Below are 26,309 nucleotides of genomic sequence, written 5' to 3' on the forward strand. Positions count from 1 at the left end.
GCGGAACTCTTTCGGATAGGGCTTGGGCACGGGGTCCATCCTTCCAGCAGTGCCTCACGGCACCACAGTTCAGATGTCACCTATCCGTGCAGCAGTCCCGCTGCGGTGATCAGGGTTGCGGTGTCGGTGGGGACCGGGATGATGCGGGTGAGATGTTCCTCGGCGCGGGCGACGGCGGTGATGTCCTGGGCGAGGCGGTCGAGGCGTTGGGTGGCGGCACGCAGGATTTGCAGAGTGTCCTCGTCCAGGCTGCGGACGCCGTCTTCGAGGGCTTCGAGGTAGGAGTCGAAAGTGGCGATCGGGGTGCGCATCTCGTGACCGAGGTCGGCGAGCATCCGGCGCCGGGTGGTTTCGGTGGCTTCGAGGCGGCGGGCGACTTCGTTGACGGTGACGGTGAGATCGTCGAATTCGCGGCCAAGTCCGGGGCTGTGCATGCGGGTGTCGTAGCGGCCGGCGGCGATCTGGGCGGTGGAGGTGGTCACCGCCGTCAGCGACCGTTGAACGCGCCGGGCGATGTACCAGCTCACCGCCAGGGACAGCAGCACCGCGATGGCGATGGCCAGTCCCCAGGCGAGGATGATCGCCCAGGTGAAGGCCTCTTCGACGTGATGGGCCTGGTTGGAGTTGTGGTCGATGCCGGCTTGACCGAGGTGATCGTGGAAGATGCCGGGTGCGAGCGCCGAGGCCACGATCCAGGCGCTGACGGCGCAGCCGAGCACCACCACGGTCAGGGCGAGGAACAGTCGGGTGCCGAAACTCGCGGTGTTGATGGTGCGGCGCAGGGACCCGCCTGGTGTGGACGATCGGGCGGTCATGATCCGGTGCCCATTCGGTAGCCGACACCGCGGATGGTGCGCACGTAGCGGCCGCGGGTGGCGTCGTCGCCGAGTTTGCGGCGCAGGTGCCCGATGTGCACGTCGACCAGGTGTTCGTCACCGACCCAGCTCGGCCCCCATACCGCTTCGATCAGCTGGGTGCGGGTGAGCACCACTCCGGGATCGCGTGCCAGGGCGGCAAGGATGTCGAATTCGGTGCGGGTCAGGGCGATCGGCCGCCCGGCGACGGTGGCCTCGCGGCCGTCGACGTCGAGGGCCAGGTCCCCGAAGCGGTGTGGCTGCGCAACGGTCGCGGCGATGGTGGTGCGGGGACGGCGCAGCATGGCCTGGATGCGCGCTGTCAGCTCGCGGGGGCTGAACGGTTTGGTCATGTAGTCGTCGGCGCCGACGGACAGCCCGATCAGGGTGTCGATCTCCTCGGTGCGGGCGGTGAGCATCACGACGTAGGCGTCGGAGAAGGTCCGCAGTTGCCGGCACACCTCCACCCCGTCCAGGCCCGGCAGTCCGAGGTCGAGGACCACCACATCGGGATCGACCTGCCGGGCGAGGGGAACGGCCTCGGCGCCGTCGCCGGTGACCGCGACCTCGAAACCGTCCCGCTCGAGATAGGAGCCCACCAGATCCGCCAGTGACGGTTCGTCCTCGACGACCATCGCCCGCAAGCCGGTGGAGGGACGCGCCGGCGTCGCCGGGTCGCTGCCGGGTGCGGGTGGTCGAGCAGAGGAGGTCATGGGGTCCATCATCGCCAGCACCGTCGCGGTGCCGGTATCGCGGCGACGCGACAGGGAGTTTCTTGAGCAAATCTTCATACGACCTCCATCGAACCTGTGGGGTGGGAACCCGATGCTGAAGCTACGAAACCGAGGGATGGAGACGATCATGATGGGCTGGGTCGGTGACATCGGTTGGGCGGGATGGACCGTCATGGCCGTGTGCATGCTCGCGTTCTGGACGGTGGTGATCTATCTGGTGGCCGTCATGTTCCGCGCCGACCGTACGAGCGGTCCTGCTGGCATCGAGCATGAGGGTGATCCGCTGCGGATGCTCGAAGAGCGGTTCGCCCGAGGCGACATCGACTCCGATGAGTTCGTCGCCCGGCGGCAGGTATTGACGCAGACCGGCAACCTCGCTGCGATTGCTGATCGGCGAGGGCAGGTCCGTGGGTAGATTGACCCGCCGAGCCTTCCTGATCGGCTCGATGCTGACCGGTGCCGGAGTCCTGGCGGCCTGTTCCGGGGCGGGGGCGGCGACCGGCGTGCCGGTGGCCGCCACGTCACCGGTGGTGCGTCGTCTCGAGCAGCAGCGACGTGTCCCGGGCCAGCAGGTGGTCTCGGCCCGGTTGACGCCGCGTCCGGTCGAGGTGGACCTCGGGGGACGCATCGTGTCCACCTGGGCCTATGACGATCAGGTGCCGGGACCGCTGATCCGTGCCCGAGCCGGGGATCTCCTGCGGGTGGAGGTCGACAACCAGCTACCAGCGGAGACGAGTGTGCACTGGCACGGGCTGGCGTTGAGCAACGACATGGACGGTGTTCCCGGGCTGACCCAGGACCCGATCGCCACCGCAGACCGATTCGTCTACGAGTTCACCGTCCCTCATGCGGGCACGTACTTCTATCACTCGCATTCGGGTCTGCAACTCGACCGCGGGCTCTACGGTGCGCTGATCATCGATGATCCGGCCGAGCCGGGCGACTACGACCACGAATGGATCGTGGTGCTCGACGACTGGCTCGACGGCACCGGCCGCACCCCCGACCAGGTGGCCCGCGAGCTCGGCATCGGCAGCGGAGCAGGAAACGGTGACGGCGCCGCGATGGGCACGATGGACCACGACGCCACGGATATGGACATGGGTGGGGAAACGATGCTCTCCCCGCTGCTCGGGGGCGCCGGGGACGTGCGCTATCCCCACTTCCTGCTCGGCGGGCGCGTGCCCGAAGATCCGATGGTCTGGACCGCCGCACCCGGACAACGAGCACGGATCCGGTTCGTCAACGCCGCCGCCGACACCGCCTTCCGGGTCGCGTTGGGTGGACACCGGATGACGGTCACCCACACCGACGGTTTCCCGGTCGTACCGCAGGACACCGACGCAGTGCTCATCGGCATGGGTGAGCGTGTCGACGTACTCGTCACCCTCGACGACGGGGTGTTCCCGCTGTTCGCTCAGGCCGAGGGCAAGACCGGGCACGGGCAGGCCGTGGTGCGCACCGCCTCTGGCGAGCTGCCACCACAACCCCGTCCCGACGAGCTCGATCGGCGGGTACTGCTCGGCACCGACCTTGCGCCACGGGAGTACGTGCGGCTGACCGAACGTGATCACGATCTGTACCACAGCGTGGACATGGGCGGCACCATGTCGCCGTACCGCTGGACCCTCAACGGTCGCGCCCACCCCGACAGTGCACCGCTGACCGTCAACGAAGGGCAACGGGTGCGCATGCGGATGCGCAACATGTCGGACATGTTCCACCCCATGCACCTGCACGGACACACCTTCGCGCTCACCGATACCGGACTGCGCAAGGACACCGTCACCATCGGGCCCATGCGCACCGTCGAGATCGAATTCGACACCGACAACCCCGGTCAATGGGCGTTGCACTGCCACAACGCCTATCACCAGGAAGCCGGAATGATGACCACCGTGTCCTACCTGGCGTGACCTGGGTCCTGCCGACCGGCGAGGCCGAACTGGGCCATCACGATGCCTGTGCTCGTTCGAGAAAGGAACACACCCTGATGAACAAGAAGACCCTTGCTGCCGGCGTCACCGCCCTGGCGGTGGTGTTCACCGCCGCTGCCTGCAGCGACTCCGACACCGGCACCACGGCCGCGACCTCGACCTCGCCAGCTTCGGCGAGCACGCCCACCGAACAGACCGCGGCACACAACGATGCCGATGTGATGTTCGCGCAGATGATGATCCCGCACCACAGTCAGGCCATCGAGATGAGCGACATGATCTTGGCCAAGGACAACATCCCCGCCGAGGTCAGTGCCTTGGCCGAGCAGATCAAGGCCGCGCAGGGTCCGGAGATCGACCAACTCGAGTCCTGGCTCGATCAGTGGGGTGCACCCACCTCGATGCCCGACGGGGCTCACGACATGCCCAGCATGGACGAGGACATGGGCATGGATGGGATGAGCGACGGCATGAGCGGGATGGACGGGATGATGAGCGACGAGGACATGCAGGCACTATCGGATGCCCAGGGCACCGACGCGGCCCGCCTGTTCCTCAAGCAGATGATCACCCACCACGAAGGCGCCGTCGAGATGGCACGGACCGAGATCGCCGAGGGACAGTTCCCCGAGGCGGTGGTGATGGCCCGCAGCATCGTCGAGACCCAGCAGCAGGAAATCGAGACGATGCGCCAACTGCTCGACACCCTCTAACGCACCCCGCTCACCCCCGTCGGCCGCCCCAGACAGGAGCTTTTCGATGTCGCACCCGGAACACCGACACTCCCATCCGGCGCCGGCCGGACACGATCACGGCACCTCCACACAGAGCCCGCCGCCCGACGCGGAAGATGCGCATGCCGGGCACGGCGAACACCTCGCCCACCTCGGCGGGTCCGCCGAACACACCGGGCACGGCGGCCACGACCGGCACGCCGGGCACGGCGCGCACGGGGAGATGTTCCGCCGCCGCTTCTGGGTGTCGCTGATCCTGTCGATCCCGGTCGTGGGGTTCAGCCACATGGTCGCCGAGCTGCTCGGCTATCCCATGCCGGACTTCCCCGGGGCCATGTGGATTCCGCCGGTGCTGGGCACGGTGATCTTCGCCTACGGCGGCATGCCGTTCCTCACCGGCGGCTGGGCCGAACTGCGTTCGCGCCGCCCGGGAATGATGCTGCTGATCGCGATGGCCATCAGCGTCGCCTTCGCCGCCTCGTGGATCACCACGCTCGGCCTGGGCGGCTTCGACCTGGACTTCTGGTGGGAGCTGGCGCTGCTGATCGTGATCATGCTGCTCGGGCACTGGCTCGAGATGCGTGCCCTCGGTTCGGCCTCGGGAGCGCTCGACGCGCTGGCGGCGATGCTGCCCGACACCGCCGAGAAGATCACCGACGACGGCACCGAGGAGGTGCCGCTGTCGGAGTTGACCCTCGACGACGTGGTGCTCGTGCGGGCCGGGGCCCGCGTCCCGGCCGACGGCACGGTCGTCGACGGGCGCGCAGAGGTCGACGAGTCGATGATCACCGGCGAATCGAAGACCGTTACCCGCGAGAGCGGTGACACGGTGGTCGCCGGCACCGTCGCCACCGACAGCGCCCTGCGCGTACGGATCACTGCCATCGGTGAGGACACCGCCCTGGCCGGCATCCAACGCATGGTCGCCGACGCTCAGGCCTCCTCCTCGCGGGCACAGGCGCTGGCGGACAAGGCCGCGGCGTTCTTGTTCTACTTTGCCGCCATCACCGGGCTGCTCACCTTCGTGGTGTGGGCGTTGCTCGGCAACGTCGACGAAGCGGTGGTGCGCACGGTCACCGTGCTGGTCATCGCCTGTCCCCACGCCCTGGGGTTGGCGATCCCGCTGGTGATCGCGATCTCCACCGAACGCGCCGCCAAGGCCGGGGTGCTGGTCAAGGACCGTCTCGCCCTCGAACGCATGCGCACCGTCGAGGTGGTGCTGTTCGACAAGACCGGCACCCTGACCCAGGGCCAGCACCAGGTCACCGGCGTCGCGACCGCCGATGGGATCGGCGAGTCGTATCTGCTGGCCCGCGCCGCCGCGGTCGAAGCCGACAGTGAACATCCCGTCGCGCGTGCGATCGTGGCCGCAGCGGACACCGGTGTCCCGACGGGCGAGAAGATCACCGCCACCGACTTCCGGTCGTTGCCCGGCCGTGGCGTGCGCGCGGTCGTCGACGGCACCGAGGTCACCGTCGGCGGCCCCGCGATGCTCACCGACCTGGCGTTGTCGGTACCCGAGGAGGTCACCGCCGTCACCGAACAGTGGGTGCAGCGCGGAGCGTCGGTGCTGCACATCGCCGAAGGTGATCGGGTGCTCGGTGCCGTGGCGCTCGAGGACGCGGTCCGGGAGGAGTCCCGCCAGGCGATCGACGCCCTGCACGCCCGCGGAGTCAAGGTCGCGATGATCACCGGTGATGCCCGGCAGGTCGCCGACGCCGTCGCCGCCGATCTCGGCATCGACGAGGTGTTCGCCGAGGTGTTGCCCGAGCACAAGGACGCGAAGGTCACCGAACTGCAGCAGCGCGGGCACAAGGTCGCCATGGTCGGCGACGGGGTGAACGACGCCCCGGCCCTGGCCCGCGCCGACGTGGGGGTGGCGATCGGTGCCGGTACCGATGTGGCGATCGAATCCGCCGGGGTGGTGCTGGCGGCGAACGATCCGCGGGCGGTGCTGTCGATCATCGAGCTCTCCCACGCCAGTTACCGGAAGATGTGGCAGAACCTGGTGTGGGCGACCGGCTACAACATCATCGCTGTGCCCCTGGCCGCCGGTGTGCTCGCCTTCGTCGGGGTGGCGATCTCCCCGGCGGTGGCCGCGGTGCTCATGTCGGTTTCGACCATCGTCGTTGCCCTCAACGCACAACTGTTGCGCCGCCTCGACCTCGACCCCGCCCACTTAGCCCGCACCTGACCTGCGTGGCCCTGCCCCAGAGAGAAAGTTCTTCTGCGTCCATGTGGATATCGTTCGCGCGCCCCTGCCGGGGTGTGCTCGTCGCCGCTGCCCTGACCGTGCTCGTCGGATGCTCGACCCAGCAGCCCGCTACGACACCGACCCGATCGGGGTCTGTCCCGACCGCGGAGGTGCCCGCGGTGGCATTGACCCCCGCCCTCGATCACCTGCACGGGTTACACCTCGGTGCCGACGGCACGATCCTGGCCGGCACTCACACCGGCCTGGTCACCCTCGGCGTCGACGGGCGCACCACCCGGGTCGGCACCTCCGACGACGACTTCATGGGACTGACCGGGGTGCCCGGCACCGATCGGCTCTTCGCCTCCGGACATCCCGGACCGTCGAGTTCGGCACCGAACCCGCTCGGACTGATCGACAGCATCGACGGCGGACGGACATGGACCCCGAAATCCCTGACCGGAGAGGTGGACTTCCACGCCCTGGCCACCGACGGGACGGTGCTCGTCGGCTTCGACGGAACCACCGGACTGCTGGTCTCCACCGACGCCGGCACCACGTGGAGTTCGGGAGCCCCGCTGGCCGCCGCAGCACTGGCTGTCACCGACAGCGGTGTCTGGGCGGCCACCGCCGAGGGGCTGCAGCACAGCACCGATACCGCCCGCACCTTCACCACCATTCCCGAGGCCCCCACACTGGTATTGCTCTCCGCCGCCGGTGACGGATCCCTGTGGGGTGTCGACACCGACGGTGTCGCCTGGCGCAGCCACACCGGTCGAAATTGGGAACAGAAGGCAATGGTCGGTCCGGTCGAGGCGTTGCTGGCCGTCGATGCCGACACCGCCTATGCCGCCACCGCGCACGATCTCTACACCCTCGAGTGACCCGATACTGCCGAGCGCGGTCCCACCACTCGGCGCCGCCGACCGAGGGGACCGGTACCAAGTGCACCTCGCCTCGGCATCGGTCGCGGGAGGGGCTCAGCCGGCGGTTTCGGGTTGATCGGACAATCCCAGGCGCAGGTGCTCGCTGTGGTAGACGGCCTCGTCGAGAAGTTGGGCGACGTGGTTGTCGTAGAGGCTGTAGACGATGGAACGGCCCGCTCGGGTGCCGACAACCAAGCCGAGATTGCGGAGCAGGCGAAGCTGGTGGGAGACCGCGGACTGCTCCATTCCGACGGCCTCGGCCAGTTCGGTGACCGGGCGCGGGCCGTGGCGCAGTTCGGTGAGGATCAACAATCGGCTCGGCGTCGCCAAGGCCTGCAAGGTGGTGGCGACATGGGCGGCGGACTCGGCGTCCAGCCGGGCGGCCGGGCGGTCGCGGCCCTCGATTCCGTGTCCCATGACCGCGGAGCCTACCCCGAAATCAATACATGAAGACCTCTTCATTTGTTCTGTTGTCTGTCGCCCTGGAGGTGACCTGTGGTCGCACCGACCGCCACATCCACCCATCCGCATCCGACGCCCCCGTCGACAGCGGTACGCCGTACGACCCTGTTCGAACTCACCGAGGTCCGCTGGGCCGGCGCAGCCCTCGTCCTGTTCCTCCTCGGTCTGATCGCCCAGTTCGCCGGTGCGCCGACCTGGACATGGTGGGCGCTGTATCTGGCCTGCTACGCCGCCGGCGGCTGGGAACCCGGCGCGGCCGGGATCCGGGCGCTGCGGGACAAGACCTTGGATGTGGATCTGCTGATGGTCCTCGCCGCGATCGGCGCGGCGGCCATCGGGCAGATCACCGACGGCGCACTGCTGATCGTCATCTTCGCTACCTCCGGCGCGTTGGAAGCATGGGCGACCGCCCGCACCGAGGACTCGGTGCGCGGACTACTGGAGCTCGCCCCGGAGACCGCCACCCGCCTCGATGCCGACGGCCGGGAACACTCGGTTGCCGCGGCCGAACTCGAGGTCGACGACCTGGTGCTGGTGCGCCCCGGGGAGCGGATCCCGGCCGATGCGACGGTCATCGGCGGGGGCAGCGAGGTCGATCAGGCCAGCATCACCGGCGAGCCCCTGCCGGTGGACAAGACCGCCGGGGACGAGGTGTTCGCCGGGACCGTCAACGGCACCGGTGTCCTGCGGTTGCGGGTGGTTCGCCGGGCCGCCGATTCGGTGATCGCCCGCATCGCCACTTTGGTCGAGGAGGCCGGCCGCACCAAGGCCACCACGCAGTTGTTCATCGAGAAGATCGAGCAGCGCTACTCGGTGGGCATGGTCGCGGTGACCCTCGCGGTGTTCACCATCCCACTGCTGTTCGGCGAACCGCTCGAACGTGCACTGGTGCGGGCGATGACATTCATGATCGTCGCGTCCCCGTGTGCGGTGGTGCTGGCAACGATGCCACCGCTGCTGGCTGCCATCGCCAACGCCGGCCGCCACGGGGTGCTGGTCAAATCCGCCGTGGTGATGGAACAGCTCGGCACCGCCACCCGCCTCGCATTCGACAAGACCGGCACCCTGACCCACGGCACCCCCGAACTCGTCCGGATCGAGGCGGTGGACCCGCGAGTCGACCCCGACGAAGTGCTGCGGTGGGCGGCCGCTGCCGAACACCCCAGCGAGCATCCGCTCGCCGCGGCGATCATGCGCGCCGCACATACCCGCACCCTGACCTGGCCGGCAGCACAGCAATTCACCGCACTGCCGGGCCGCGGGGTCTCCGCCCTGATCGACGACCACATCGTCACTGTCGGCGCCCCGGCCGCGCTGCTCGAACGACACAGCACCCACACCCCCGCCGTTACCGTGGTCGAGGACTTCCAGAACCAGGGTTACACCGCGGTGGTCGTCACCCGCGACGATCATCCCGTCGGGGTGCTGGGCCTGACCGACACACTGCGCCCGCAGGCAGCGATCGCCGTGGCCGCCACTCGGGCGCTCATCGGCACCGCCCCCACGCTGCTGACCGGCGACAATCCGGTCGTCGCCGCACGGCTCGCCGCCGAGGTCGGCATCAGCGAGGTACAGGCCGGGCTGCTGCCCGACGACAAGGTCGCCGCCGTACGCGCGCTGCAGGCCGACGGAGAAAAAGTTGTCGTCGTCGGCGACGGCATCAACGACGCCCCCGCGCTGGCCGCTGCGCATGTCGGTATCGCCATGGGCGGCGCCGGATCGGACCTGACCTTGCAGACCGCCGACGCGGTCGTCGTCCGCGACGACCTCACCACCATCCCCACGGTGATCCACCTGGCACGGCGGGCCCGACGCGTGGTCATCGCCAACCTCGCCATCGCCGCCTCGGTCATCGCGGCCCTGGTGACCTGGGACCTGGTCGGCACCCTGCCGTTGCCGCTGGCGGTGGCCGGCCATGAAGGCTCCACCATCCTCGTCGGCCTCAACGGACTGCGGCTGCTGCGAGAGACCGCATGGCGCCGTGCTGTCCGCACAGGCTGACACGGTCCCGCGGCACACGTGTGACCTCGCCACCGGTGGTGATCTGGCCGAATCCACCTTCGGCGCTCACCCAACCCGGCCGTGCGGGACAGCACGGTCGAACCCGAACGCCGCGGAACGATCAGCCCTTCGCTGCGTCGGCGCTCGCACAGTTCATTACGGGCGAAGCGTTTCCGCAGGGCGTGACTGCCGGACTGTGGTCACCCCACCTCTACTGCAAATGCCGATACAGCGTCGTACGACCAACCCCAAGAATCTCCGCGATCTCGACCTGACTCATTCCGTTGTCGCGCATCAACTTCGCCTGCTTGATCTTCTTCGCCGTCATCTTCGGCGGCCGGCCCCCGACCCGGCCCCGAGCTCGGGCCGCTGCAAGTCCGGCCGAGGTGCGTTCACGGATGAGGTTGCGCTCGAACTCGGCGAGCGCACCGAAGATCGAGAAGATCAGCTTGCCGCCGGCCGTGGTGGTGTCGATCGACTCGGTCACCGACCGGAACCCGATGCCCCGTTCCTCGAGATCGGTGACCACCTGAAGCAGATGCGGCAGGGAGCGGCCGAGCCGATCGAGCCGCCACACCACCAGGGTGTCGCCAGCCCGCAGGTGCGAGAACAGGTCGTCGAGTTGCGGCCGGGCGGTCGTGGCACCGCTGGCGGTCTCGGTCCAGATCCGCGAACACCCCGCCGCCCTCAGCGCGTCGCTCTGCAGATCGAGGGTCTGATCGGTCGTCGAGACCCTCGCATAGCCCAAAAGTTCGCTCACAAGCTCGCAGTGTTCCATAACTCGCCGACAAGGCTGGTTTTGAACCAGAGGTTTTAGACATGGGTTTCGGAACAGTTGTCGCGCCTAGTCGGTCGATTCGGTCGCGGACGTTTCATATACGTTCGTTTTCGGGACGAGCACGATTCCTCGGGCCGATCCTCAAACAGCACACCCCGACACGGTCCGGCACTCGATCGCGTCCTGCGGAAGACCGTCGTACGACCGTCCTGCTTAACCGTCCTGCATGTCGGTCTCGAATAGCTGACCCAAACAGCACTTTCGTCGCCTCATGGATGGAATCCTGATCGGCTATTCCCGATGCAGCACCGCGGGCCAAGATCTGCGAGCGCAACGCACAGCCCTCAAAGGCCGGAGTCCGCGACGACCGGATCTATACGGACAAGGGCGCTCTATACGGACAAGGGCTACGCGGGAGTCAAGCGACATCGGCCCGGTCTGTGCGAAGCGCTCGCCGTCTGCCGCAGTCGTCAGCGCGGCAAACGCCGCCACATCGCCCGCGGCAGCAGGCGCATCCCGAAGAACACCGGGCGCAGCACCGCCGGCACCCACACCTCCCCGCGCCCGCGGTGCAGCGCCTGCACCGTCGCGCCGGCGACCTGCGGTGGGGTGCTCGACAACGGTGCAGGGCTCATGCCCTCCGTCATCCGGCCGATCACGAAACCGGGGCGCACCAGCAGCAACGACACCCGGCTGCCGTGCAAGGCATCCGCCAGGCCGGACGCGAAACCGTCGAGGCCGGCTTTCGCCGACCCGTACACATAGTTGGCGCGGCGCACCCGCCACCCGGCCACGGAGGAGAACACCACCAGCCGCCCCGAGCCCTGCGCGCGCAGCCGCTGGGCCAGGTCGGTGAGCAGCGCGACCTGCGCGAGATAGTCGGTGTGCACGATCGACACCGCATGGGCCGCATCGGTTTCCGCGTGGGCCTGGTCGCCGAGGATGCCGAAGGCCAGCACCGCCACATCGATCGGCCCGAAGGCGGCGATCCGGTCGAGCACCGCGGTGTGTGTGTCGAGGGCGTCGGCGTCGAACTCGACCGGGTGCACCGCCGTCGCGCCTGCTACCCGCACGGCGGCGCACTCGTCGGCCAGGTCGTCGGCGCGACGGGCGGCGAGGATCACGGTGCGGCCCGGCGCGAGTCGGGTGGCGACCTCGACGCCGATCTCGCTGCGTCCCCCGAAGATGACGACGGTTCCCTGCGCGGTGTGGTTCATGCGGCCAGTGTCCCGGGTCGAGCTCCGGGATGCAGTGGCGGGGTTCTACTCTCTGCGGGATGGACAGTGACCGCACCCCGAGCATCGACGTCTCCCTCGCCGACAAGCTGCTCGCCCTGCTCGACGAGCGGTGAACCCGGCCGGGTGTCAGCCCGGCAGCACCGTCAATCCGTGCGGGCGCAGGTTCATCGACTCGCAGCCGTCCTCGGTGACGACGACGATGTCCTCGATCCGCGCACCCCACTCACCGCGGAAGTAGATGCCCGGTTCGATGCTGAACGCCATGCAGGGCTGCAGGATGTCGTCGTTGCCGGAGACGATGTACGGCTCCTCGTGCACCGACAGGCCGATGCCGTGCCCGGTGCGGTGCACGAACGCCTCCCCGTAGCCGGCGGCGGCAAGCAGGTTGCGGGCGGCGGCGTCGACGTCCTCGGCGCGCACGCCGGGCCGCACCGCATCCACTGCGGTCTGTTGTGCCTTCTCGAGCACCGCAATCTTCGTCGCGATCTCCGGGTCCGGTTCGCCGATGCTGTAGGTGCGGGTCGAATCCGAGTAGTAGCCAGGTTCGACGGGACCACCGATGTCGACGACGACGATGTCGCCGGATTCGATGACCCGCTCGGACACCTCGTGGTGCGGGTCGGCGCCGTGCGGGCCGGAACCGACGATGACGAACGCCGCCGCGGTGTGTCCCTCTTCGAGGATCGCGGCGGTGATGTCCGCGGCCACCTCGGCTTCGGTGCGTCCCGCGCGCAACCATTCACCCATGCGGGCGTGCACCCGGTCGATGGCGGCACCAGCGCGGCGCAACGCCTCGACCTCGTCGGTGTCCTTGACCATCCGCAGCTGCCGGATCACCGACGTCGCAAGCGTCGGGGCGTTGCCGAACCGGGCGGTCAGCGGCACCAGGTGCAGCGCCGGCATCGCCTCGGCCACCGCGAACGCCCCCGCCGTCGCGACGAGTTCGCGCACGAGCGCGTAAGGATCCTGACCGTCCACCCAGTCCCGCACCGGCAGACCGAGCTCACCGATCGCGGAGTCGTTCAGCGACGCCAACTCCAGCCGCGGCACCACCACGGTGGCGCCGGAGCCGTCGGTGGGGATCACCAGGCAGGTCAGGCGCTCGAACGACTCGGCGCGTGAACCGGTGAGATACCGCAGGTCCGGTCCGGGGGTGATGAGCAGCGCGTCGAAGCCGGCGACGGCACCGAGTTCGGCGGCGCGGGCCAGGCGGGCCGCGTAACGGTCGGCGGGGAATCGGGGGGCGGCAGTGGTCATGTCTTCGAGCCTAGTGGCCGCGGCCGGATGGCAGGATGTGGTCCGTGACCGCACCGGAGAACCCCACGCCCGCACCGGACCCCACGCTGATGTTGCTCGACGGCGCGAGCCTGTGGTTCCGCGCCTTCCACGCCATCCCGGAGAAGGTCACCGCCCCCGACGGCAGCCCGGTCAACGCGGTGCGCGGCTTCGTGGACATGGTGGCCTCGCTGATCCGCACCCACCGCCCCACCCGGCTGGTGGTGTGCCTGGATCTGGACTGGCGGCCGGCCTTCCGTGTCGCGGCGATCCCCAGTTACAAGGCGCACCGGGTCGCCACCGGGTCGGACGGCACCGTCGAGGAGGTCCCACCCGCGCTGCTGCCGCAGGTGCCGGTGATCCTCGACGTGCTCGCCGCCGCCGGCATCGCCACCGGCGGGGCGGCCGGTTTCGAGGCCGACGACGTGCTCGGCACCCTCGCCGCCCGCGAGACCATCGACCGGGTGATCGTGGTCAGCGGCGACCGCGACCTGCTGCAGGTCGTCGCCGACAGTCCGGTGCCGGTGCGGGTGCTCTACGCCGGGCGCGGATTGGCCAAGGCCGAGTTGTTCGATCCGGCGTTGGTCGCCGAACGCTACGGGGTGCCCGGCGAGCGGGCCGGCGCCGCCTACGCCGAACTCGCGGTGCTGCGCGGCGACCCGTCGGACGGACTGCCCGGCGTCAAGGGGGTCGGGGAAAAGACCGCCGCGTCGTTGCTGCAGCAGTACGGCTCTCTCGACGCGGTGCGCGCGGCCGCGGTCGACGAGTCGTCGTCGATGGCGAAGGGCATGCGGGTCAAACTCGCCGCTGCGGCGGACTATCTGGATGCGGCGCTGCCGGTGGTGCGGGTCGCCACCGACGCGGACGTGGACCTGTCCCGCTCGGACGTGTTGCCGGCGGCACCGGCCGCTCCGGAGCAGCTCACCGCGCTGGCACAGCGGTGGGGTCTGGAACGGCCGGTGTCCGCGCTGGTCGCGGCCCTGGCCGACCGATGACCGCTTCCGGTCAGTTGGGGCGGCCGACCTCGTAGGTGCCGTTGTCGTCGGTGACGGTGACGGTCACCTCCCGGAACTGGTCGTCCACGGTGACCGCGCAGGTGAAGCTGTGGCCGGCCTCGACCTTCTGATCGCTCGGGCACTGCACGTCGCCGACCTGCCCGGCCCCGTAGGACTCGGTGAGCACCTTCGCGATGCCCGCCTGGGTGGATTCGGTGTCGAGGACCTTCCCACCGAATATCGTCGTGGCGAGGATCCCGACGATGGCGAGCGCCACGACGAGCCCGGCGCCGCCGAGGATCCACGGCAGCTTCGACTTGCTGTTCTGCTGAGGCGCGCCGCCGGGCTGCTGCCAGGTGTTCGCGGGCGCTCCCCAGGGCTGCGCCCCGGCGGGCTGCTGCCCACCCCACCCGGGGACGGGCTGCGTCGGTTGCTGACCGGGCGCGCCCCACGGCTGCTGTGCGCCCGGTTGCTGACCCCAGCCCGGTGCCTGTCCTGGTGCCTGCTGACCGGGTGCCGGCTGCCCCCAGCCGGGGGCGGGCGGCTGCGGGGCCGGACCCCAGCCCTGTTGCGGCGCACCGGTCGGCGCACCCCACGGATTCTGATGCCCGGCACCGGGCTGCGCGGGAGTCTGCTGGCCGGCGGGCGGCGCCCACCCGGGCTGCGGAGCGTTCCCGCCCGCACCGGTGTCGGGTTGCCACGGCGACTGCCCGGCGGTCGACTGTCCCCAGCCGGTGCCGCTGCCCTGCCCCCACTGCTGCTGGCCGGCGGGCGGCGCCCACGGTGATCCGGGCTGCTCACCGCCCCCGGAGGTCGGGTTGGGTGCCCATGGATCCGTCGATTCCGGCGGCTTCTGCCCCGGCGAGTCCTGCGGTTCGTTCGGCCCGGTCATCGTCGTCTCCACTCACCCTTCCCGTTGTGTGCCCATACGGTAGCGTCCACCCGCCGCGCGGGCATCCACGCCTACCGGGCGTCCCGGACACCCCGCAGGGGCCGGGTCATTCGGCGGTGGGATCGACGGCGACGACCCCGCGACGCACCGCCCCGACCGCCTTGCCGGCGGTGCGGGCGAGTTCCGGATCGTCCGCGCAGGTGCGGATCTGGTCGAGCAGATCGATCAGCTGCCGGCACCACCGCACGAAATCTCCGGGTGAAAGTTCCTTGCCGGCGGCCTCCGCGGCGACGAGCGCCTCGGTCAGCGACGCGGTCGACGCCCAGGTGTAGGCGGCGGTGACGAAACCCAGATCCGGTTCGCGGGTCGGGGGCAGCCGGTGCCGGATCTCGTCGGCCCGCAAGCCGTCGCAGATCCGGGTGGTTTCGGCCAGCGCGTGCCGGATCGGGCCGGTCGGCCCGACGACGGTGACCGGTTCGTCGGTGCGCGACTCGTAGATCACCGCCGAGGCGACCGCCGCGAGTTCGGCGGCGGACAGTCCCGCCCAGGCACGGCGACGCACGCATTCGGCGACCAGCAGATCCGATTCGGTGTAGATGCGGGCGAGCCGCTCCCCCGCCTCGGTGGTCGCCGGATCGTCACCCTCGGTGAGATAGCCGCGTTCGGTGAGCAGCGCGACGATCCGCTCGAAGGTGCGCGCCAGCGAATCCGTCGCCGCGGCGGCCTTGCGGCGCTGCTGCTGGGTTTCGCGCAGCAACCGGTGGTAGCGCTCCCCGGCACGCGCCAGCGAGTCCAGATCGGGGTGCTTGCGGGCCGGATGGTGCTTGAGTTCGCGGCGCAACGCGTCGATCTCGCGGGTGTCGCCCTTGGACGTGCTGCGCTTGGGACTGCGCGGCGGCACGAGGCCCTTCGACCGCAACGCCGACGCGATGTCGCGGCGCCCACGGCCGGTGCGGTGATCGACGTGCCGCGGCAGCCGCAGCGTGCCCAGCACCGTCGCCGGGGTCGGGAAGTCCCCGGCGGAGAGGCGACCGGACCACGCGTCGGCGGTGACGACCTGCGGCCGCGGATCGCCGGCGTCGGTGTCCGGCAGCACCACCACGGCCAGGCCGGTGTGTTTACCGGCGGGCACGGCGATGATGTCACCGCGCCGCAGTGTCACCAGCGACGCCACCGCCGCGGCCCGGCGATCCTGCTTGCCGCGCCGCTCGTGGGCGCGTTCGGCGTCGGTCAGTTCGGCGCGCAACCGCAGATAGTCGAGGATCTCGCTGCCCTCACCGCCGAGTTGGTCGCGCAGCTGTGCGAGGGTGGCCTCGTTGCGGTCGATGCCGCGTTTGAGACCGACCACCGACTTGTCGGCCTGGAACTGGGCGAAGGACATCTCCAGCAGCGCCCGCGACCGCTCCACCCCGACGGCGTCGATGAGGTTGACCGCCATGTTGTAGGACGGGCGGAACGAGCTGCGCAGCGGGAAGGTGCGGGTGGAGGCGAGCCCGGCGACCGCCGCCGGTTCGATGCCCGGCTGCCACAGCACCACCGCGTGGCCCTCGACGTCGATGCCGCGCCGCCCGGCCCGGCCGGTCAGCTGCGTGTACTCGCCGGGGGTCAGCTCGGCGTGGGTGTCGCCGTTGAACTTGACGAGCTTTTCGAGCACCACGGTGCGGGCCGGCATGTTGATGCCCAGCGCGAGGGTCTCGGTGGCGAACACCGCCCGCACCAGCCCCCGCACGAAGAGCTCTTCGACGGTGTGCCGGAAAGCCGGCAACATCCCGGCGTGGTGGGCGGCGATGCCGCGTTCGAGGGCGGTGCGCCACGACGCGTAGCCGAGGACCTCGAGGTCGCCGCGCGGCAGATCCCGGGTGTGCTCGTCGACGATCCGGCGGATCTCGGCGGCTTCGGTCTCGTCGGTCAGGTGCAGACCCGAGCGCAGGCACTGCTGCACCGCGGCGTCGCAACCGGCGCGGCTGAACACGAAGGTAATCGCCGGCAACAGACCGTCGCGGTCGAGACGGACGATGACCTCCGGGCGCGGCGGCGGCCGGAAGCGGGGGCCGCGTTCACCCCAGCGGTCCATCCCGGACAGACTCTGCCGTTGCCGCACCGCCGACGCCAGCTCCGGGTTGACGACGATGTCGCGGCGCCGCCGGGTCGGGGCGGTGTCGGTGTCGGCGCGGCGGTCGAACAGGTCGTAGATACGGGAGCCGAGCATCATGTGCTGGTGCAGCGGGATGGGCCGCACCTCGTCGACGACGACGGTGGTGTCGCCGCGCACCGTGGTCATCCAGTCGCCGAACTCCTCGGCGTTCGACACGGTCGCCGACAGCGACGCCAGCCGCACGTCCTCCGGCAGGTGCAGGATCACCTCTTCCCACACGGCGCCGCGGAACCGGTCGGCGAGGAAGTGCACTTCGTCCATCACCACGTGGGTGAGCCCGATCAGGGCGGTGGACGACGCGTAGATCATGTTGCGCAGTACCTCGGTGGTCATCACCACCACCGGCGCATCGGAGTTGATGGACTGGTCGCCGGTGAGCAGACCCACCGAGTCCCGGCCGTGCCGGGCACACAGATCGGCGTACTTCTGGTTGCTCAGCGCCTTGATCGGGGTGGTGTAGAAGCACTTGGAACCGCCCTGCAGCGCCAGATACACCGCGAACTCGCCGACGACGGTCTTGCCGGCGCCGGTGGGGGCGCACACCAGCACCGAATGCCCACCCTCGAGGGCGCGGCACGCCTCGATCTGGAACGGATCGAGCGGGAACCCGAGGCCGGTGGCGAACTCCGCGAGCTGCGGGGTGGGGACGAGCGGCGCGGTGCCGGTCTCGTCGTTACCGGCAGGGCCGGGAGTGGGGTCGCCGGTCACAGGGTGTCGGAGTAGTCGGTGCGGGCCGGATCGGTCCGTACGGTGTCGGTGGGCGCCGTCGGCGCTGCCGGCTCCACCGGGCTCGGGGCCGGGATCGTCGAACCCTCGTCGTCGTCGAGATCGGCCCAGCCCTCGGCGCGGGCCTTGCGGGCGCGGCGCCGGTCGGTCAGCCGGGCGATCTGGATGGCGAACTCCACGAGCAGCGTGAGCGCCAACGCCAGGGCGAGCATGGAGAACGGATCCTGGCCGGGGGTGGCGATGGCGGCGAAGACGAACACCGCCATGATCAGCCCGCGCCGCCACGCCTTGAGCTTGGCGTAGGGCAGCACCCCGACGCCGTTGAGCGCGACGATCACCAGCGGGATCTCGAAGGACACCCCGAAGATCACCAGCAGGTTGATGAGGAACCCGAAGTATTCGGCGCCCGACAGGGCGGTGACCTGCACGTCGTTGCCGACGGACAGCAGGAACGACAACGCGTGGGAGATCACCAGATAGGCCAGTACCGCGCCGGTGACGAACAGCGCCGCCCCGCAGGTGACGAAGCCGATCGCGTAGCGGCGTTCCTTGCGGTACAGGCCGGGGGTGACGAACGCCCACAGTTGGTACAGCCAGATCGGGCACGCCATGACGATGCCGGCGGTCGCGGCGACCTTCAGGCGCAGCATGAACTGCTCGAACGGTCCGGTGGCGAGCAGTCGGCACGAGCCGTCGTTGCTCAGGTCGGCGCGGGCCGAGGCGGGTAGGTCGCAGTAGGGGCCGCGCAGGATCTCCCCGAGGCTGTCGAGGCCGAACAGGCTGCGGCTGTACCAGACGAATCCGAGGATGGTGGTGAGCACGATCGCAGCGAGAGCGATCAGCAGACGCGTGCGCAATTCGTAGAGGTGCTCGACCAGCGACATGGTGCCGTCGGGATTGGTCTTGCGCCGGCTTCGGCGCGGATCGAACGGGATGCGCACGGTGCGGTTCTCAGCTCCTGTCGAGACCACCGGCGTGCAGGCGTGCCGGGGTCAGCGGAACGCCGGGACACCCGTGGTGGGCGCCCCGGCAGGATGAACGTCGGTCAGGCAGACCGCGGTTCGGTGTGCGTGTTCGGCGCGGCGGGATCGGCTGTCGGCTGCGCGGCCGGCAACGGATTCGGCGCCGGCTGCGGCGTGGACGCCCGGGCGTCGTCGTTCTGCATCTCCTTGACCTCGCTCTTGAAGATCCGGAGCGAACGACCGAGACCGCGCGCGGCGTCGGGCAGCTTCTTCGAACCGAAGAGAATCACGACCACCAGCGCCACGATGGCCCAGTGCCAGGGGCTCATTGCACCCATTTACAACAACCTCCACTGATCGGCTCCGATCGATGCTACCGGACCTCGAGCACAGCCCGAGGCTTCGCGCCGGTGTATCCACCCACAATTCGCGGAGGGTTCACACAGATGTTTCACAACGCCACCCTCAGGGTGTCGGACCCGCGCCGCGGGTCGCGTTCTCCCCGTCGAGCTCGGCGTAGGCGGCCAGCGCCGCCTCGGCCCGCGCCCGCACCGCCGCCCGCAACTCCGGTGGGTCGAGCACCTGCACCCCGGCGCCGAGACCGACGAGCAGCCGCGCCATCCACCCCGGCGACGCGTACCGCATCGACGCCTCGCACCTGCCGTCGGAAAGCACCTGCACGTCGGTGAGCGGGTAGTAGTCGAGCAGCCAGGTATACGACGGGGCGATGCGCAACCGCGCGGCGGGCAGCGACGGGTCGCCCTCGAACAGTTCGAGGTGCTCGTCGTCGGTGATCGCCCGGTGCGGCGGTCGCGTCGGCTCGTCGAGCACGGTGGCGGCGTCGATGCGGTCGAAGCGGAAAAGCCGCACTCCTTCGGCGCTGCGGCACCACGCCTGCAGGTAGGCGTGTTCGTCGATGATGACGATGCGGATCGGGTCGACGTCGCGTTCGGAGACGGTGTCGCGGGAAGCCGAATAGTAGGTCAGGTGCACGGCGCGCCCGTCGCGCACCGCGGCCCGCACCTGTCCGGCGGCGTCGGAGTCCCCGGCTGCCTCCGGATCAGGCTCGGCAGTCGCCGCGGTGGCGGTGTCGGTGGTGGCGGTGTCGGCGGGCAGCGCGGCGGTCCCGGCGGCCGCCTCGATCTTCGCGATCGCCGACTGCGCCGCGGACGGGTCGACGACGCCGGGCATCTCCTGCAGCGACCGCAGCGCCACGAGCAGCGCGGTGGCCTCGGTGGAGGTCAGCCGCAGGGGTCGTTCGATGCCGGCGGTGAAGGTCACCACGATGCTGTCCTCGGAGAACGACAGGTCGATCAGATCACCGGGTCCGTAGCCGGGCAGGCCGCACACCCACAGCTGGTTCAGATCGTCCATCACCTGCTTGGGGGTGACCCCGAGATCGCGGGCGGCCTCGGCCGCGCTGATCCCCGGGTGCGCCAGGAAGTAGGGCACGAGATTGAGCAGTCGTCCCAGTCGCGCCGACAGTCGTGTGCTCATCGCTCCTCCTCCCCCGCATCCGTGACCGCCTGTTCGAGGATGCGGTGCACCTCGGCCCGTAACTCCGGTGGGTCGAGCACCAACGCGTCCGCGCCCTGCCCGGCGACGATCCGGGCGATCCATTCCCACGAGCGCACCGGCACCTCGAGTTCCACCCCGTCGCGGTCTCCGATCCGCCGTGCCGCGCCGGTCCGTCCGAGCCGGCGTAGCTCCCACGCGCGTCCATCGGCCACCCACAGGCGTGCCGATCCGCTGACCTCCGCCGGGGAGGTCGCGGCGAGCACCCGCCCCCGCAGATCCACGCCCTCCGGGATCTGCACCGCCCCCTCTGGGCCGATCGCGGTGATCTCGTCGCCGATGCGCGAGAGCCGGAAGGTGCGCACGGCGTCGCGGTCGCGGTCGTGGCCGACGAGATACCAGCGGCCGTGCACGGTGACCACACCCCACGGTTCGACGGTGCGCGTCGACCACGGCTCGGTGGGGGAACTGCGGTGGGTGAACCGCACCGCGCGGCGCGCGTCGATCGCGGCGAGCAACGCCGTCAACGCGGGTTCGGAACCGCGGGCGCGCGGCGGCAGCGGCGCGACGACCTCCCCGCCGTCGGAGTCGACACGGATCCCGGCGGCGCGCAGCTTGAGCACCGCGCCCTGCGCGGCGGCGGTCAGCTCCGGCGATTCCCACAGCGCGGCGGCGACGGCCACGGCGGCGGTCTCCTCGCGGGTGAGGTCGATCTCGGGCAGTTCGTAGGCGTCGCGGTTGATGCGGTAGCCCTCCACCGTCGACGACCGCGACGGCCGGCCCGTCTCGAGGGGCACCCCGAGATCGCGCAGTTCGTTCTTGTCCCGCTCGAACATGCGGCTGAACGCCTCGTCGCTCGCGCATTCGGAGTAGCCGGCCACCGAGGCACGGATCTTCTCCGCGGTCACGAACTGTCGGGTGGACAGCAGCGCGATGACCAGGTTCACCAGCCGTTCGACTTTCGAGATCGCCACGCGCCAACCCTAGTGCCCGCGCGCCGCCGGCACCGCATCACCGTCCATCGGAGCGGACCGGACGGTCCGCTCCGATGGACGGCGGTACTCACATGGAGGCGATGAGCCGTTCGACGCGTTCGTCCACGGACCGGAACGGGTCCTTGCACAACACGGTGCGCTGCGCCTGGTCGTTGAGCTTCAGATGCACCCAGTCGACGGTGAAATCGCGGCCCGCGGCCTGCGCGGCGGCGATGAAATCACCGCGCAGCTTCGCGCGGGTGGTCTGCGGCGGGGTGTTCACCGCGGCGTCGACGGACTCGTCGTCGGTCACCCGCGCCGCCAGTCCCTTGCGTTGCAGCAGGTCGAACACACCGCGTCCGCGTTTGATGTCGTGATAGGCCAGGTCGAGCTGGGCGATCTTCGGGTCGGACAGCTCCATGTTGTAGCGGTCCTGGTAGCGCTGGAACAGCTTGCGCTTGATCACCCAGTCGATCTCGGTGTCGACCTTCGCGAAGTCCTGCGATTCGACGGCGTCGAGGACGCGGCCCCACAGGTCCACCACCTGCGCGACGTGCGGGTCGGGTTCGCGCTGGTGCAGATATTCCACCGCCCGCGCGTGGTATTCGCGCTGGATGTCCAGGGCGCTGGCCTGCCGGCCGCCGGCCAGGCGCACCGGGCGCCGGCCCGTCAGGTCGTGGGAGACCTCGCGGATGGCGCGGATCGGGTTGTCGAGCGCGAAGTCCCGGAACGGCACCCCGGCCTCGATCATCTCGAGCACCAGCGCCGCCGACCCCACCTTGAGCATGGTGGTGGTCTCGGACATGTTCGAGTCCCCGACGATCACGTGCAGGCGCCGGTACTTCTCGGCGTCGGCGTGCGGTTCGTCGCGGGTGTTGATGATCGGCCGCGACCGGGTGGTCGCCGACGAGACGCCCTCCCAGATGTGCTCGGCGCGTTGCGACAGGCAGAAGGTGGCGGCCTTGGGGGTCTGCAGCACCTTCCCGGCGCCGCAGATCAGCTGGCGGGTCACCAGGAAGGGCAGCAGCACATCGGAGATGCGGGAGAACTCGCCGACGCGGGCGACGAGATAGTTCTCGTGGCAGCCGTAGGAGTTGCCCGCCGAGTCGGTGTTGTTCTTGAACAGGAAGATGTCGCCGCCGATGCCTTCCTCGGCCAGACGCTGCTCGGCGTCGATGAGCAGTTCCTCGAGGACCCGCTCACCGGCATGGTCGTGCTCGACGAGCTGGAGCAGGTCGTCGCACTCGGCGGTGGCGTACTCGGGGTGCGAGCCGACATCGAGATACAGTCGCGCCCCGTTCCGCAGGAAGACGTTCGAACTGCGCCCCCAGGACACCACCCGGCGGAACAGATAGCGGGCCACCTCGTCGGGGCTCAACCGACGATGCCCGTGGAAGGTACACGTGACGCCGAACTCCGTCTCGATACCCATGATTCGTCGCTGCACACTTCGACAGTACCGCGCGAACCCGACCCCCATGGGTCGCAACGACATCTACGGTCGAGGTGTGATCGTTCCCGAGCGTTACCGCACCGCCGACCGGGCCCTGTTCGAGCGCTCCGGGGCGCTGCGCGCGTCCCCCGCCGACCCGCTGCTGCGCGACCTCGGACGCGCCGCCAACCACAGTGTGCTGTGGGTGGCGTGCGCCGCGGTGTGCGCCACCGCCGGCGGTCACGCCCGCCGCGGGGCGGTGCGGGGTCTGCTGTCGGTGGCCGGGGCCAGCGCCTTGACCAACGGGCTGCTCAAACCGCTGTTGCCGCGCCGCCGGCCCCCGGCGCGCACCGACCCGAAGTTTCGGCGCCGCACGGTGCCGATCCCCCGCTCGTCGTCGTTCCCGTCCGGGCACGCCGCGTCGGCGGCGGCGTTCGCGACCGGGGTGGTGCTCGAATCCCCTGCGACTGGGGCGGTTCTGGCGCCGCTGGCCGCGGCGGTGGCCTATTCGCGGGTGCACACCGGCGTGCACTGGCCCGGCGACGTCGTCGTCGGCGCCGCGGTCGGGGCGACGGTGGCGTGGTCGACGCGCCGCTGGTGGGCGGTGCGCAGCCGCGAACCGGCGACCGTGCAGGTCGCGGCGGCCGCGCCCGCCCTGCCCGGCGGCGACGGAATGCTGCTGGTGGTCAACCGCGATGCCGGGACCGCCGAGGAGATCGCCGCGCGGGTCACCGCCGCGCTGCCGAGGGTGCGTCGCGTCGATCTGGATCCCGACGGTGATCCGGCGGAGCAGTCGGAACGTCTGCTGACCGAATATCGGCCGCAGGCGGTGGGGGTGTGCGGCGGGGACGGCACCGTCGCGGCGGTGCTCGACGTCGCCGTCGACGCGCGGCTGCCGGTGGCGGTGTTCCCCGGCGGCACCCTCAACCATTTCGCGCTCGATCTCGGCGTGGTGGATCTGGAGGAGACGGTGCGGGCGGTCACCGCCGGGCAGGCGGTGGCCGTCGGGCTCGGGCAGGTGACGGTGACCGGGCCGGACGGGCGCACGGTGCGGCGGTTCGTCAACACCGCCAGCCTCGGTGGCTATCCGGATGCGGTGCGGTTGCGGCAGCACTGGGAACCGCGGATCGGCAAGTGGCCGGCGGCGGGGTTGGCGATGCTCGCGGTGCTGCGCACGGCGAGCCCGATGCCGGTCCGCATCGACGGGGCGGGGCGGGCGGTGTGGTTGCTGTTCGTCGGCAACGGCCGCTACACCCCGGCAGATCAGGTGCCGATGTCCCGGGCGCATCTGGATCCCGGCACCCTCGACGTGCGGTATCTGCCGGCCGAGAGCCGGTTCTCGCGGTTGCGGCTGCTCCTCGCTGCGGCGACCGGCACCCTCGGCGCGTCACCGATGTATCGGCAGCGGCACAGCCCGGGCCTGACGGTGGAGGTCATCGGGGATCCGGTGGCGTTGGCCACCGACGGGGAGGTCCTCGCCGACGGCACCGGTTTCGCGTTCGAGGTGGTGCCGTCGGCGTTGACGGTCTATCGGCTCGCGGTGGATCAGCCCGCGTCGGGACCGGACTCGGTCTCCGAACCGGTCGCGGTGTCGGACCCGGAAGCGGTGTCGGACCCCGACTCGGGCGCCTCCGACGGCGCCGCCTGAGCAGAACTGCTGGGCAGCAGCGCGTCGAGCGCCGCCCCCGAGATGCGCCGGAAGGCACGGCGCGGCCGCTGCTTCTCGAGCACCGCGACCTCGAGTTCCCCGCGGCCGAGCACCCGCGGCGCCGCGTCGGCGGTGGCGGGCTGCTGCAGCGCGGTCACCGCCACGGCGACCGCCTCGTCGAGCGGCAGACCCGGCTTGTACGACGAGCGCAGCGCGGTGATGATCGGTTCGGTGTTGCCGCCCATCACCACGAACTGCGGTTCGTCGACGATCGAGCCGTCGTAGGTGATGCGGTACAGCTGCGGGCCGTCGTCGGTGTCGGCGCGCCCGACCTCGGCGACGCAGATCTCCACCTCGTACGGCTTGGGCTGCTCGGTGAAGATGGTGCCGAGGGTCTGCGCGTAGGCGTTCGCCAGTGCCCGCCCGGTCACGTCCCGCCGGTCGTAGGAGTAGCCGCGCATGTCGGCGTGCATGATCCCGGCGCGCCGCAGATTCTCGAACTCGTTGTACTTGCCGACGGCCGCGAAACCGACCCGGTCGTACAGTTCGCTGATCTTGTGCAGCGCCTTCGACGGATTCTCCGCCACCAGCAGCACACCGTCGGCGTAGGTCAACGCGATCACCGACCGGCCGCGGGCGATGCCCTTACGGGCCAGCTCCGAGCGATCGCGCATGATCTGCTCGGCGGACGCATAGTACGGAAGTGTCACCGGGCATCTCCTGCGGTGCGGTCGGCCACGATGGTGCGGGCCAGCTCGGACAGGGTTTCCTCCGCGACGGCCACGGCCCCGGCCGCGGTGATCACCACTGCCGTCGGGTAGATCCCGCGGGTGGTGTCGGGACCGCCGGTGGCGGTGTCGTCGTCGGCCGCGTCGTACAGCGCCTCGACGGCGCTGCGCAGCGCGCTCTGCTCGTCGGCATCGGCGCGGTAGAGCTTCTTGAGCGACGAGCGGGCGAACAACGATCCGGAGCCGACCGCGTGATAGCCGGCGCGTTCCTCGTAGCGGCCCCCGACCACGTCGTAGGACACGATCCGCCCGGCGCGGTGCGCATCGGACGCGTCGAGGTCGAAACCGACCAGCAACGGCACCACGGCCAAGCCCTGCATGGCCGCACCGAGATTGCCGCGCACCATCGACGACAGCCGATTGGCCTTGCCGTCGAAGGTCAGCGGCACACCTTCGATCTTCTCGTAGTGCTCGAGTTCGACCGCGAACAGTCGCACGAGCTCGATCGCCAGACCCGCGGTGCCGGCGATGCCGGCCGCCGAATAGTTGTCGGTGATGAACACCTTGTCGACATCGCGGGAGGCGATCAGGTTGCCCATGGTCGCGCGCCGGTCGCCGGCGATGAGCACACCCCCGTCGAAGGTCAGCGCCACGATGGTGGTGCCGTGCGGGGCGAGGTCCACGTGGTCACCTCGTTCGAATCGGAACCGGTTCTCCGGCAGCATCTCCGGGGCGTGCATCCGCAGGTGGTCGGAGAACGACGACAAGGGCGACGCGAGGTGCAGCTTCGGCTGCACCTCGCGGTAGGGAAGAGAGGATCGTTCGGCTGTCACTGGCCACCTTTCTGCACATATGCCCGCACGAAGTCCTCTGCGTTCTCCTCGAGCACGTCGTCGATCTCGTCGAGAAGATCGTCGGTGTCCGAGGCGAGCTTCTCGCGACGCTCCTGACCGGCACCGCCGTCACCGACGACCTCGTCGTCGTCTCCGCCGCCACCGCGTGTGGTCTGCTCCTGTGCCATAGCCGCCGACCTCCTCCTGTACTCGGCGCGGAACCGTCACCGGTCGACGATCGGTGTGGTCACCGCTGCTTCGAACTCCTACCCTACCCAGCGAACCAGTCCACCGGTGGCGACACGCGTACTCGCGG

At 70.0% G+C, this 26,309-nt stretch carries 23 protein-coding genes and 1 pseudogene; 8 read left to right on the forward strand and 16 right to left on the reverse strand.

What is annotated here, in order from left to right:
• Window positions 1–98: 98 nt before the first annotated feature.
• Both ACQR3U_RS15640 and ACQR3U_RS15645 read right to left on the reverse strand, forming a co-directional pair.
• Window positions 99–815: pseudogene (locus tag ACQR3U_RS15640) on the reverse strand (histidine kinase dimerization/phospho-acceptor domain-containing protein); the annotation flags it as partial.
• Entirely contained in the window at window positions 812–1,489 is a 678-nt protein-coding gene (locus ACQR3U_RS15645; RefSeq protein WP_033098383.1) for a response regulator transcription factor, read from the reverse strand. The pseudogene ACQR3U_RS15640 and the gene ACQR3U_RS15645, both read right to left, overlap by 4 nt.
• A 76-nt stretch (window positions 1,490–1,565) precedes the next feature.
• On the opposite strand from ACQR3U_RS15645, the gene ACQR3U_RS15650 reads away from it, so the two are divergent.
• The 5 genes from ACQR3U_RS15650 (at window position 1,566) to ACQR3U_RS15670 (ending at window position 7,337) form a co-directional block, all read left to right on the forward strand.
• Window positions 1,566–2,003, forward strand: a complete 438-nt coding sequence (locus ACQR3U_RS15650; RefSeq protein WP_225623907.1) for an SHOCT domain-containing protein — start codon at window positions 1,566–1,568, stop codon at window positions 2,001–2,003.
• Window positions 1,996–3,504 carry a multicopper oxidase family protein gene (locus ACQR3U_RS15655; RefSeq protein ID WP_033098382.1) on the forward strand — a complete coding sequence of 503 codons (1,509 nt, stop codon included), beginning with the start codon at window positions 1,996–1,998 and terminating at the stop codon, window positions 3,502–3,504. Before ACQR3U_RS15650 ends, ACQR3U_RS15655 begins: the two co-directional genes overlap by 8 nt.
• Before the next feature lie 77 nt (window positions 3,505–3,581).
• Window positions 3,582–4,238 carry a DUF305 domain-containing protein gene (locus ACQR3U_RS15660; protein ID WP_230810838.1) on the forward strand — a complete coding sequence of 219 codons (657 nt, stop codon included), beginning with the start codon at window positions 3,582–3,584 and terminating at the stop codon, window positions 4,236–4,238.
• Window positions 4,239–4,284: 46 nt separating this feature from the next.
• Entirely contained in the window at window positions 4,285–6,453 is a 2,169-nt protein-coding gene (locus tag ACQR3U_RS15665) for a heavy metal translocating P-type ATPase (RefSeq protein WP_082937604.1), read from the forward strand.
• Window positions 6,454–6,494: 41 nt separating this feature from the next.
• A complete protein-coding gene (locus ACQR3U_RS15670) occupies window positions 6,495–7,337 on the forward strand; it encodes a F510_1955 family glycosylhydrolase (RefSeq protein ID WP_006554866.1) in 843 nt (280 codons plus the stop codon).
• 96 nt (window positions 7,338–7,433) lie between these two features.
• Here ACQR3U_RS15670 and ACQR3U_RS15675 read toward each other — a convergent pair whose 3' ends face one another.
• Window positions 7,434–7,796 (reverse strand): ArsR/SmtB family transcription factor, encoded by a 363-nt coding sequence (locus ACQR3U_RS15675; RefSeq protein ID WP_006554865.1) that lies wholly within the window; start codon window positions 7,794–7,796, stop codon window positions 7,434–7,436.
• Window positions 7,797–7,874: 78 nt separating this feature from the next.
• Here ACQR3U_RS15675 and ACQR3U_RS15680 point away from each other — a divergent pair, with 78 nt between their 5' ends.
• Window positions 7,875–9,842, forward strand: a complete 1,968-nt coding sequence (locus tag ACQR3U_RS15680; protein ID WP_052040155.1) for a heavy metal translocating P-type ATPase — start codon at window positions 7,875–7,877, stop codon at window positions 9,840–9,842.
• A gap of 211 nt (window positions 9,843–10,053) precedes the next feature.
• On the opposite strand, the gene ACQR3U_RS15685 is transcribed toward ACQR3U_RS15680, so the two are convergent.
• The 3 genes from ACQR3U_RS15685 to ACQR3U_RS15695 form a co-directional block, all read right to left on the reverse strand.
• Window positions 10,054–10,602, reverse strand: coding sequence for a recombinase family protein (locus ACQR3U_RS15685; RefSeq protein ID WP_065996229.1), 549 nt, complete (start codon window positions 10,600–10,602; stop codon window positions 10,054–10,056).
• Between the two features lie 488 nt (window positions 10,603–11,090).
• Window positions 11,091–11,837, reverse strand: a complete 747-nt coding sequence (locus tag ACQR3U_RS15690; protein ID WP_230810839.1) for an SDR family NAD(P)-dependent oxidoreductase — start codon at window positions 11,835–11,837, stop codon at window positions 11,091–11,093.
• A gap of 147 nt (window positions 11,838–11,984) precedes the next feature.
• Window positions 11,985–13,115, reverse strand: a complete 1,131-nt coding sequence (locus ACQR3U_RS15695) for a M24 family metallopeptidase (protein ID WP_230810840.1) — start codon at window positions 13,113–13,115, stop codon at window positions 11,985–11,987.
• Between the two features lie 35 nt (window positions 13,116–13,150).
• Between ACQR3U_RS15695 and ACQR3U_RS15700 the strand changes: the two genes are divergently transcribed.
• Window positions 13,151–14,128 carry a 5'-3' exonuclease gene (locus tag ACQR3U_RS15700; protein WP_006552184.1) on the forward strand — a complete coding sequence of 326 codons (978 nt, stop codon included), beginning with the start codon at window positions 13,151–13,153 and terminating at the stop codon, window positions 14,126–14,128.
• A 10-nt stretch (window positions 14,129–14,138) separates the two neighbouring features.
• Here the strand turns inward: ACQR3U_RS15700 and ACQR3U_RS15705 are convergent, their stop codons facing one another.
• From ACQR3U_RS15705 to pafA, 7 genes are all read right to left on the reverse strand, one after another.
• Window positions 14,139–15,020 (reverse strand): DUF4333 domain-containing protein, encoded by an 882-nt coding sequence (locus ACQR3U_RS15705; protein WP_230810841.1) that lies wholly within the window; start codon window positions 15,018–15,020, stop codon window positions 14,139–14,141.
• Window positions 15,021–15,126: 106 nt separating this feature from the next.
• Window positions 15,127–17,883, reverse strand: coding sequence for a DEAD/DEAH box helicase (locus ACQR3U_RS15710; protein WP_230810842.1), 2,757 nt, complete (start codon window positions 17,881–17,883; stop codon window positions 15,127–15,129).
• The gene (gene tatC / locus ACQR3U_RS15715; RefSeq protein WP_019289529.1) at window positions 17,880–18,842 is read right to left on the reverse strand and encodes a twin-arginine translocase subunit TatC; all 963 of its coding nucleotides are present in this window, start codon (window positions 18,840–18,842) and stop codon (window positions 17,880–17,882) included. The genes ACQR3U_RS15710 and tatC overlap by 4 nt, the downstream gene beginning before the upstream one ends.
• A gap of 104 nt (window positions 18,843–18,946) precedes the next feature.
• The gene (tatA, locus tag ACQR3U_RS15720; RefSeq protein WP_033098352.1) at window positions 18,947–19,201 is read right to left on the reverse strand and encodes a Sec-independent protein translocase subunit TatA; all 255 of its coding nucleotides are present in this window, start codon (window positions 19,199–19,201) and stop codon (window positions 18,947–18,949) included.
• Window positions 19,202–19,328: 127 nt separating this feature from the next.
• Window positions 19,329–20,360, reverse strand: a complete 1,032-nt coding sequence (locus ACQR3U_RS15725; protein WP_230810843.1) for a helix-turn-helix transcriptional regulator — start codon at window positions 20,358–20,360, stop codon at window positions 19,329–19,331.
• A complete protein-coding gene (locus tag ACQR3U_RS15730; protein ID WP_006552178.1) occupies window positions 20,357–21,352 on the reverse strand; it encodes a helix-turn-helix transcriptional regulator in 996 nt (331 codons plus the stop codon). The genes ACQR3U_RS15725 and ACQR3U_RS15730 overlap by 4 nt, the downstream gene beginning before the upstream one ends.
• 88 nt (window positions 21,353–21,440) lie before the next feature.
• Window positions 21,441–22,799, reverse strand: a complete 1,359-nt coding sequence (gene pafA / locus ACQR3U_RS15735) for a Pup--protein ligase (protein ID WP_006552177.1) — start codon at window positions 22,797–22,799, stop codon at window positions 21,441–21,443.
• A gap of 31 nt (window positions 22,800–22,830) precedes the next feature.
• Between pafA and ACQR3U_RS15740 the strand changes: the two genes are divergently transcribed.
• On the forward strand, window positions 22,831–24,432 hold the full coding sequence (locus tag ACQR3U_RS15740; RefSeq protein WP_230810844.1) for a bifunctional phosphatase PAP2/diacylglycerol kinase family protein: 1,602 nt from the start codon (window positions 22,831–22,833) through the stop codon (window positions 24,430–24,432).
• On the opposite strand, the gene prcA is transcribed toward ACQR3U_RS15740, so the two are convergent.
• Genes prcA through ACQR3U_RS15755 form a run of 3 tightly spaced genes read right to left on the reverse strand, consistent with a single transcriptional unit; the run spans window position 24,330 to window position 26,181 of the window.
• Complete coding sequence (gene prcA / locus ACQR3U_RS15745) at window positions 24,330–25,142, reverse strand: proteasome subunit alpha (protein ID WP_230810845.1); 813 nt, start codon at window positions 25,140–25,142, stop codon at window positions 24,330–24,332. The two genes, ACQR3U_RS15740 and prcA, sit on opposite strands and share 103 nt — an antisense overlap.
• Window positions 25,139–25,993, reverse strand: a complete 855-nt coding sequence (prcB, locus tag ACQR3U_RS15750; RefSeq protein WP_006552174.1) for a proteasome subunit beta — start codon at window positions 25,991–25,993, stop codon at window positions 25,139–25,141. Before prcB ends, prcA begins: the two co-directional genes overlap by 4 nt.
• Window positions 25,990–26,181, reverse strand: a complete 192-nt coding sequence (locus tag ACQR3U_RS15755; protein WP_006552173.1) for a ubiquitin-like protein Pup — start codon at window positions 26,179–26,181, stop codon at window positions 25,990–25,992. The genes prcB and ACQR3U_RS15755 overlap by 4 nt, the downstream gene beginning before the upstream one ends.
• Window positions 26,182–26,309 lie beyond the last annotated feature (128 nt).

The organism is Rhodococcus sp. IEGM1339 (assembly GCF_050321925.1).
Classification (GTDB): domain Bacteria; phylum Actinomycetota; class Actinomycetes; order Mycobacteriales; family Mycobacteriaceae; genus Rhodococcus; species Rhodococcus pyridinivorans.

What these genes read in the sequence shown, in the direction of transcription:
- ACQR3U_RS15645 (WP_033098383.1), bottom strand. Translation starts at nt 1,489, where the DNA reads ATGGTCGTCGAGGACGAACCGTCACTGGCGGATCTGGTGGGCTCCTAT.
- ACQR3U_RS15650 (WP_225623907.1), top strand. Translation starts at nt 1,566, where the DNA reads ATGGGGTCCATCATCGCCAGCACCGTCGCGGTGCCGGTATCGCGGCGA.
- ACQR3U_RS15660 (WP_230810838.1), top strand. Translation starts at nt 3,582, where the DNA reads ATGAACAAGAAGACCCTTGCTGCCGGCGTCACCGCCCTGGCGGTGGTG.
- ACQR3U_RS15665 (WP_082937604.1), top strand. Translation starts at nt 4,285, where the DNA reads ATGTCGCACCCGGAACACCGACACTCCCATCCGGCGCCGGCCGGACAC.
- ACQR3U_RS15670 (WP_006554866.1), top strand. Translation starts at nt 6,495, where the DNA reads ATGTGGATATCGTTCGCGCGCCCCTGCCGGGGTGTGCTCGTCGCCGCT.
- ACQR3U_RS15675 (WP_006554865.1), bottom strand. Translation starts at nt 7,796, where the DNA reads ATGGGACACGGAATCGAGGGCCGCGACCGCCCGGCCGCCCGGCTGGAC.
- ACQR3U_RS15690 (WP_230810839.1), bottom strand. Translation starts at nt 11,837, where the DNA reads ATGAACCACACCGCGCAGGGAACCGTCGTCATCTTCGGGGGACGCAGC.
- ACQR3U_RS15695 (WP_230810840.1), bottom strand. Translation starts at nt 13,115, where the DNA reads ATGACCACTGCCGCCCCCCGATTCCCCGCCGACCGTTACGCGGCCCGC.
- ACQR3U_RS15700 (WP_006552184.1), top strand. Translation starts at nt 13,151, where the DNA reads ATGTGGTCCGTGACCGCACCGGAGAACCCCACGCCCGCACCGGACCCC.
- ACQR3U_RS15705 (WP_230810841.1), bottom strand. Translation starts at nt 15,020, where the DNA reads ATGACCGGGCCGAACGAACCGCAGGACTCGCCGGGGCAGAAGCCGCCG.
- tatA (WP_033098352.1), bottom strand. Translation starts at nt 19,201, where the DNA reads ATGGGTGCAATGAGCCCCTGGCACTGGGCCATCGTGGCGCTGGTGGTC.
- ACQR3U_RS15725 (WP_230810843.1), bottom strand. Translation starts at nt 20,360, where the DNA reads ATGAGCACACGACTGTCGGCGCGACTGGGACGACTGCTCAATCTCGTG.
- ACQR3U_RS15740 (WP_230810844.1), top strand. Translation starts at nt 22,831, where the DNA reads ATGGGTCGCAACGACATCTACGGTCGAGGTGTGATCGTTCCCGAGCGT.
- ACQR3U_RS15755 (WP_006552173.1), bottom strand. Translation starts at nt 26,181, where the DNA reads ATGGCACAGGAGCAGACCACACGCGGTGGCGGCGGAGACGACGACGAG.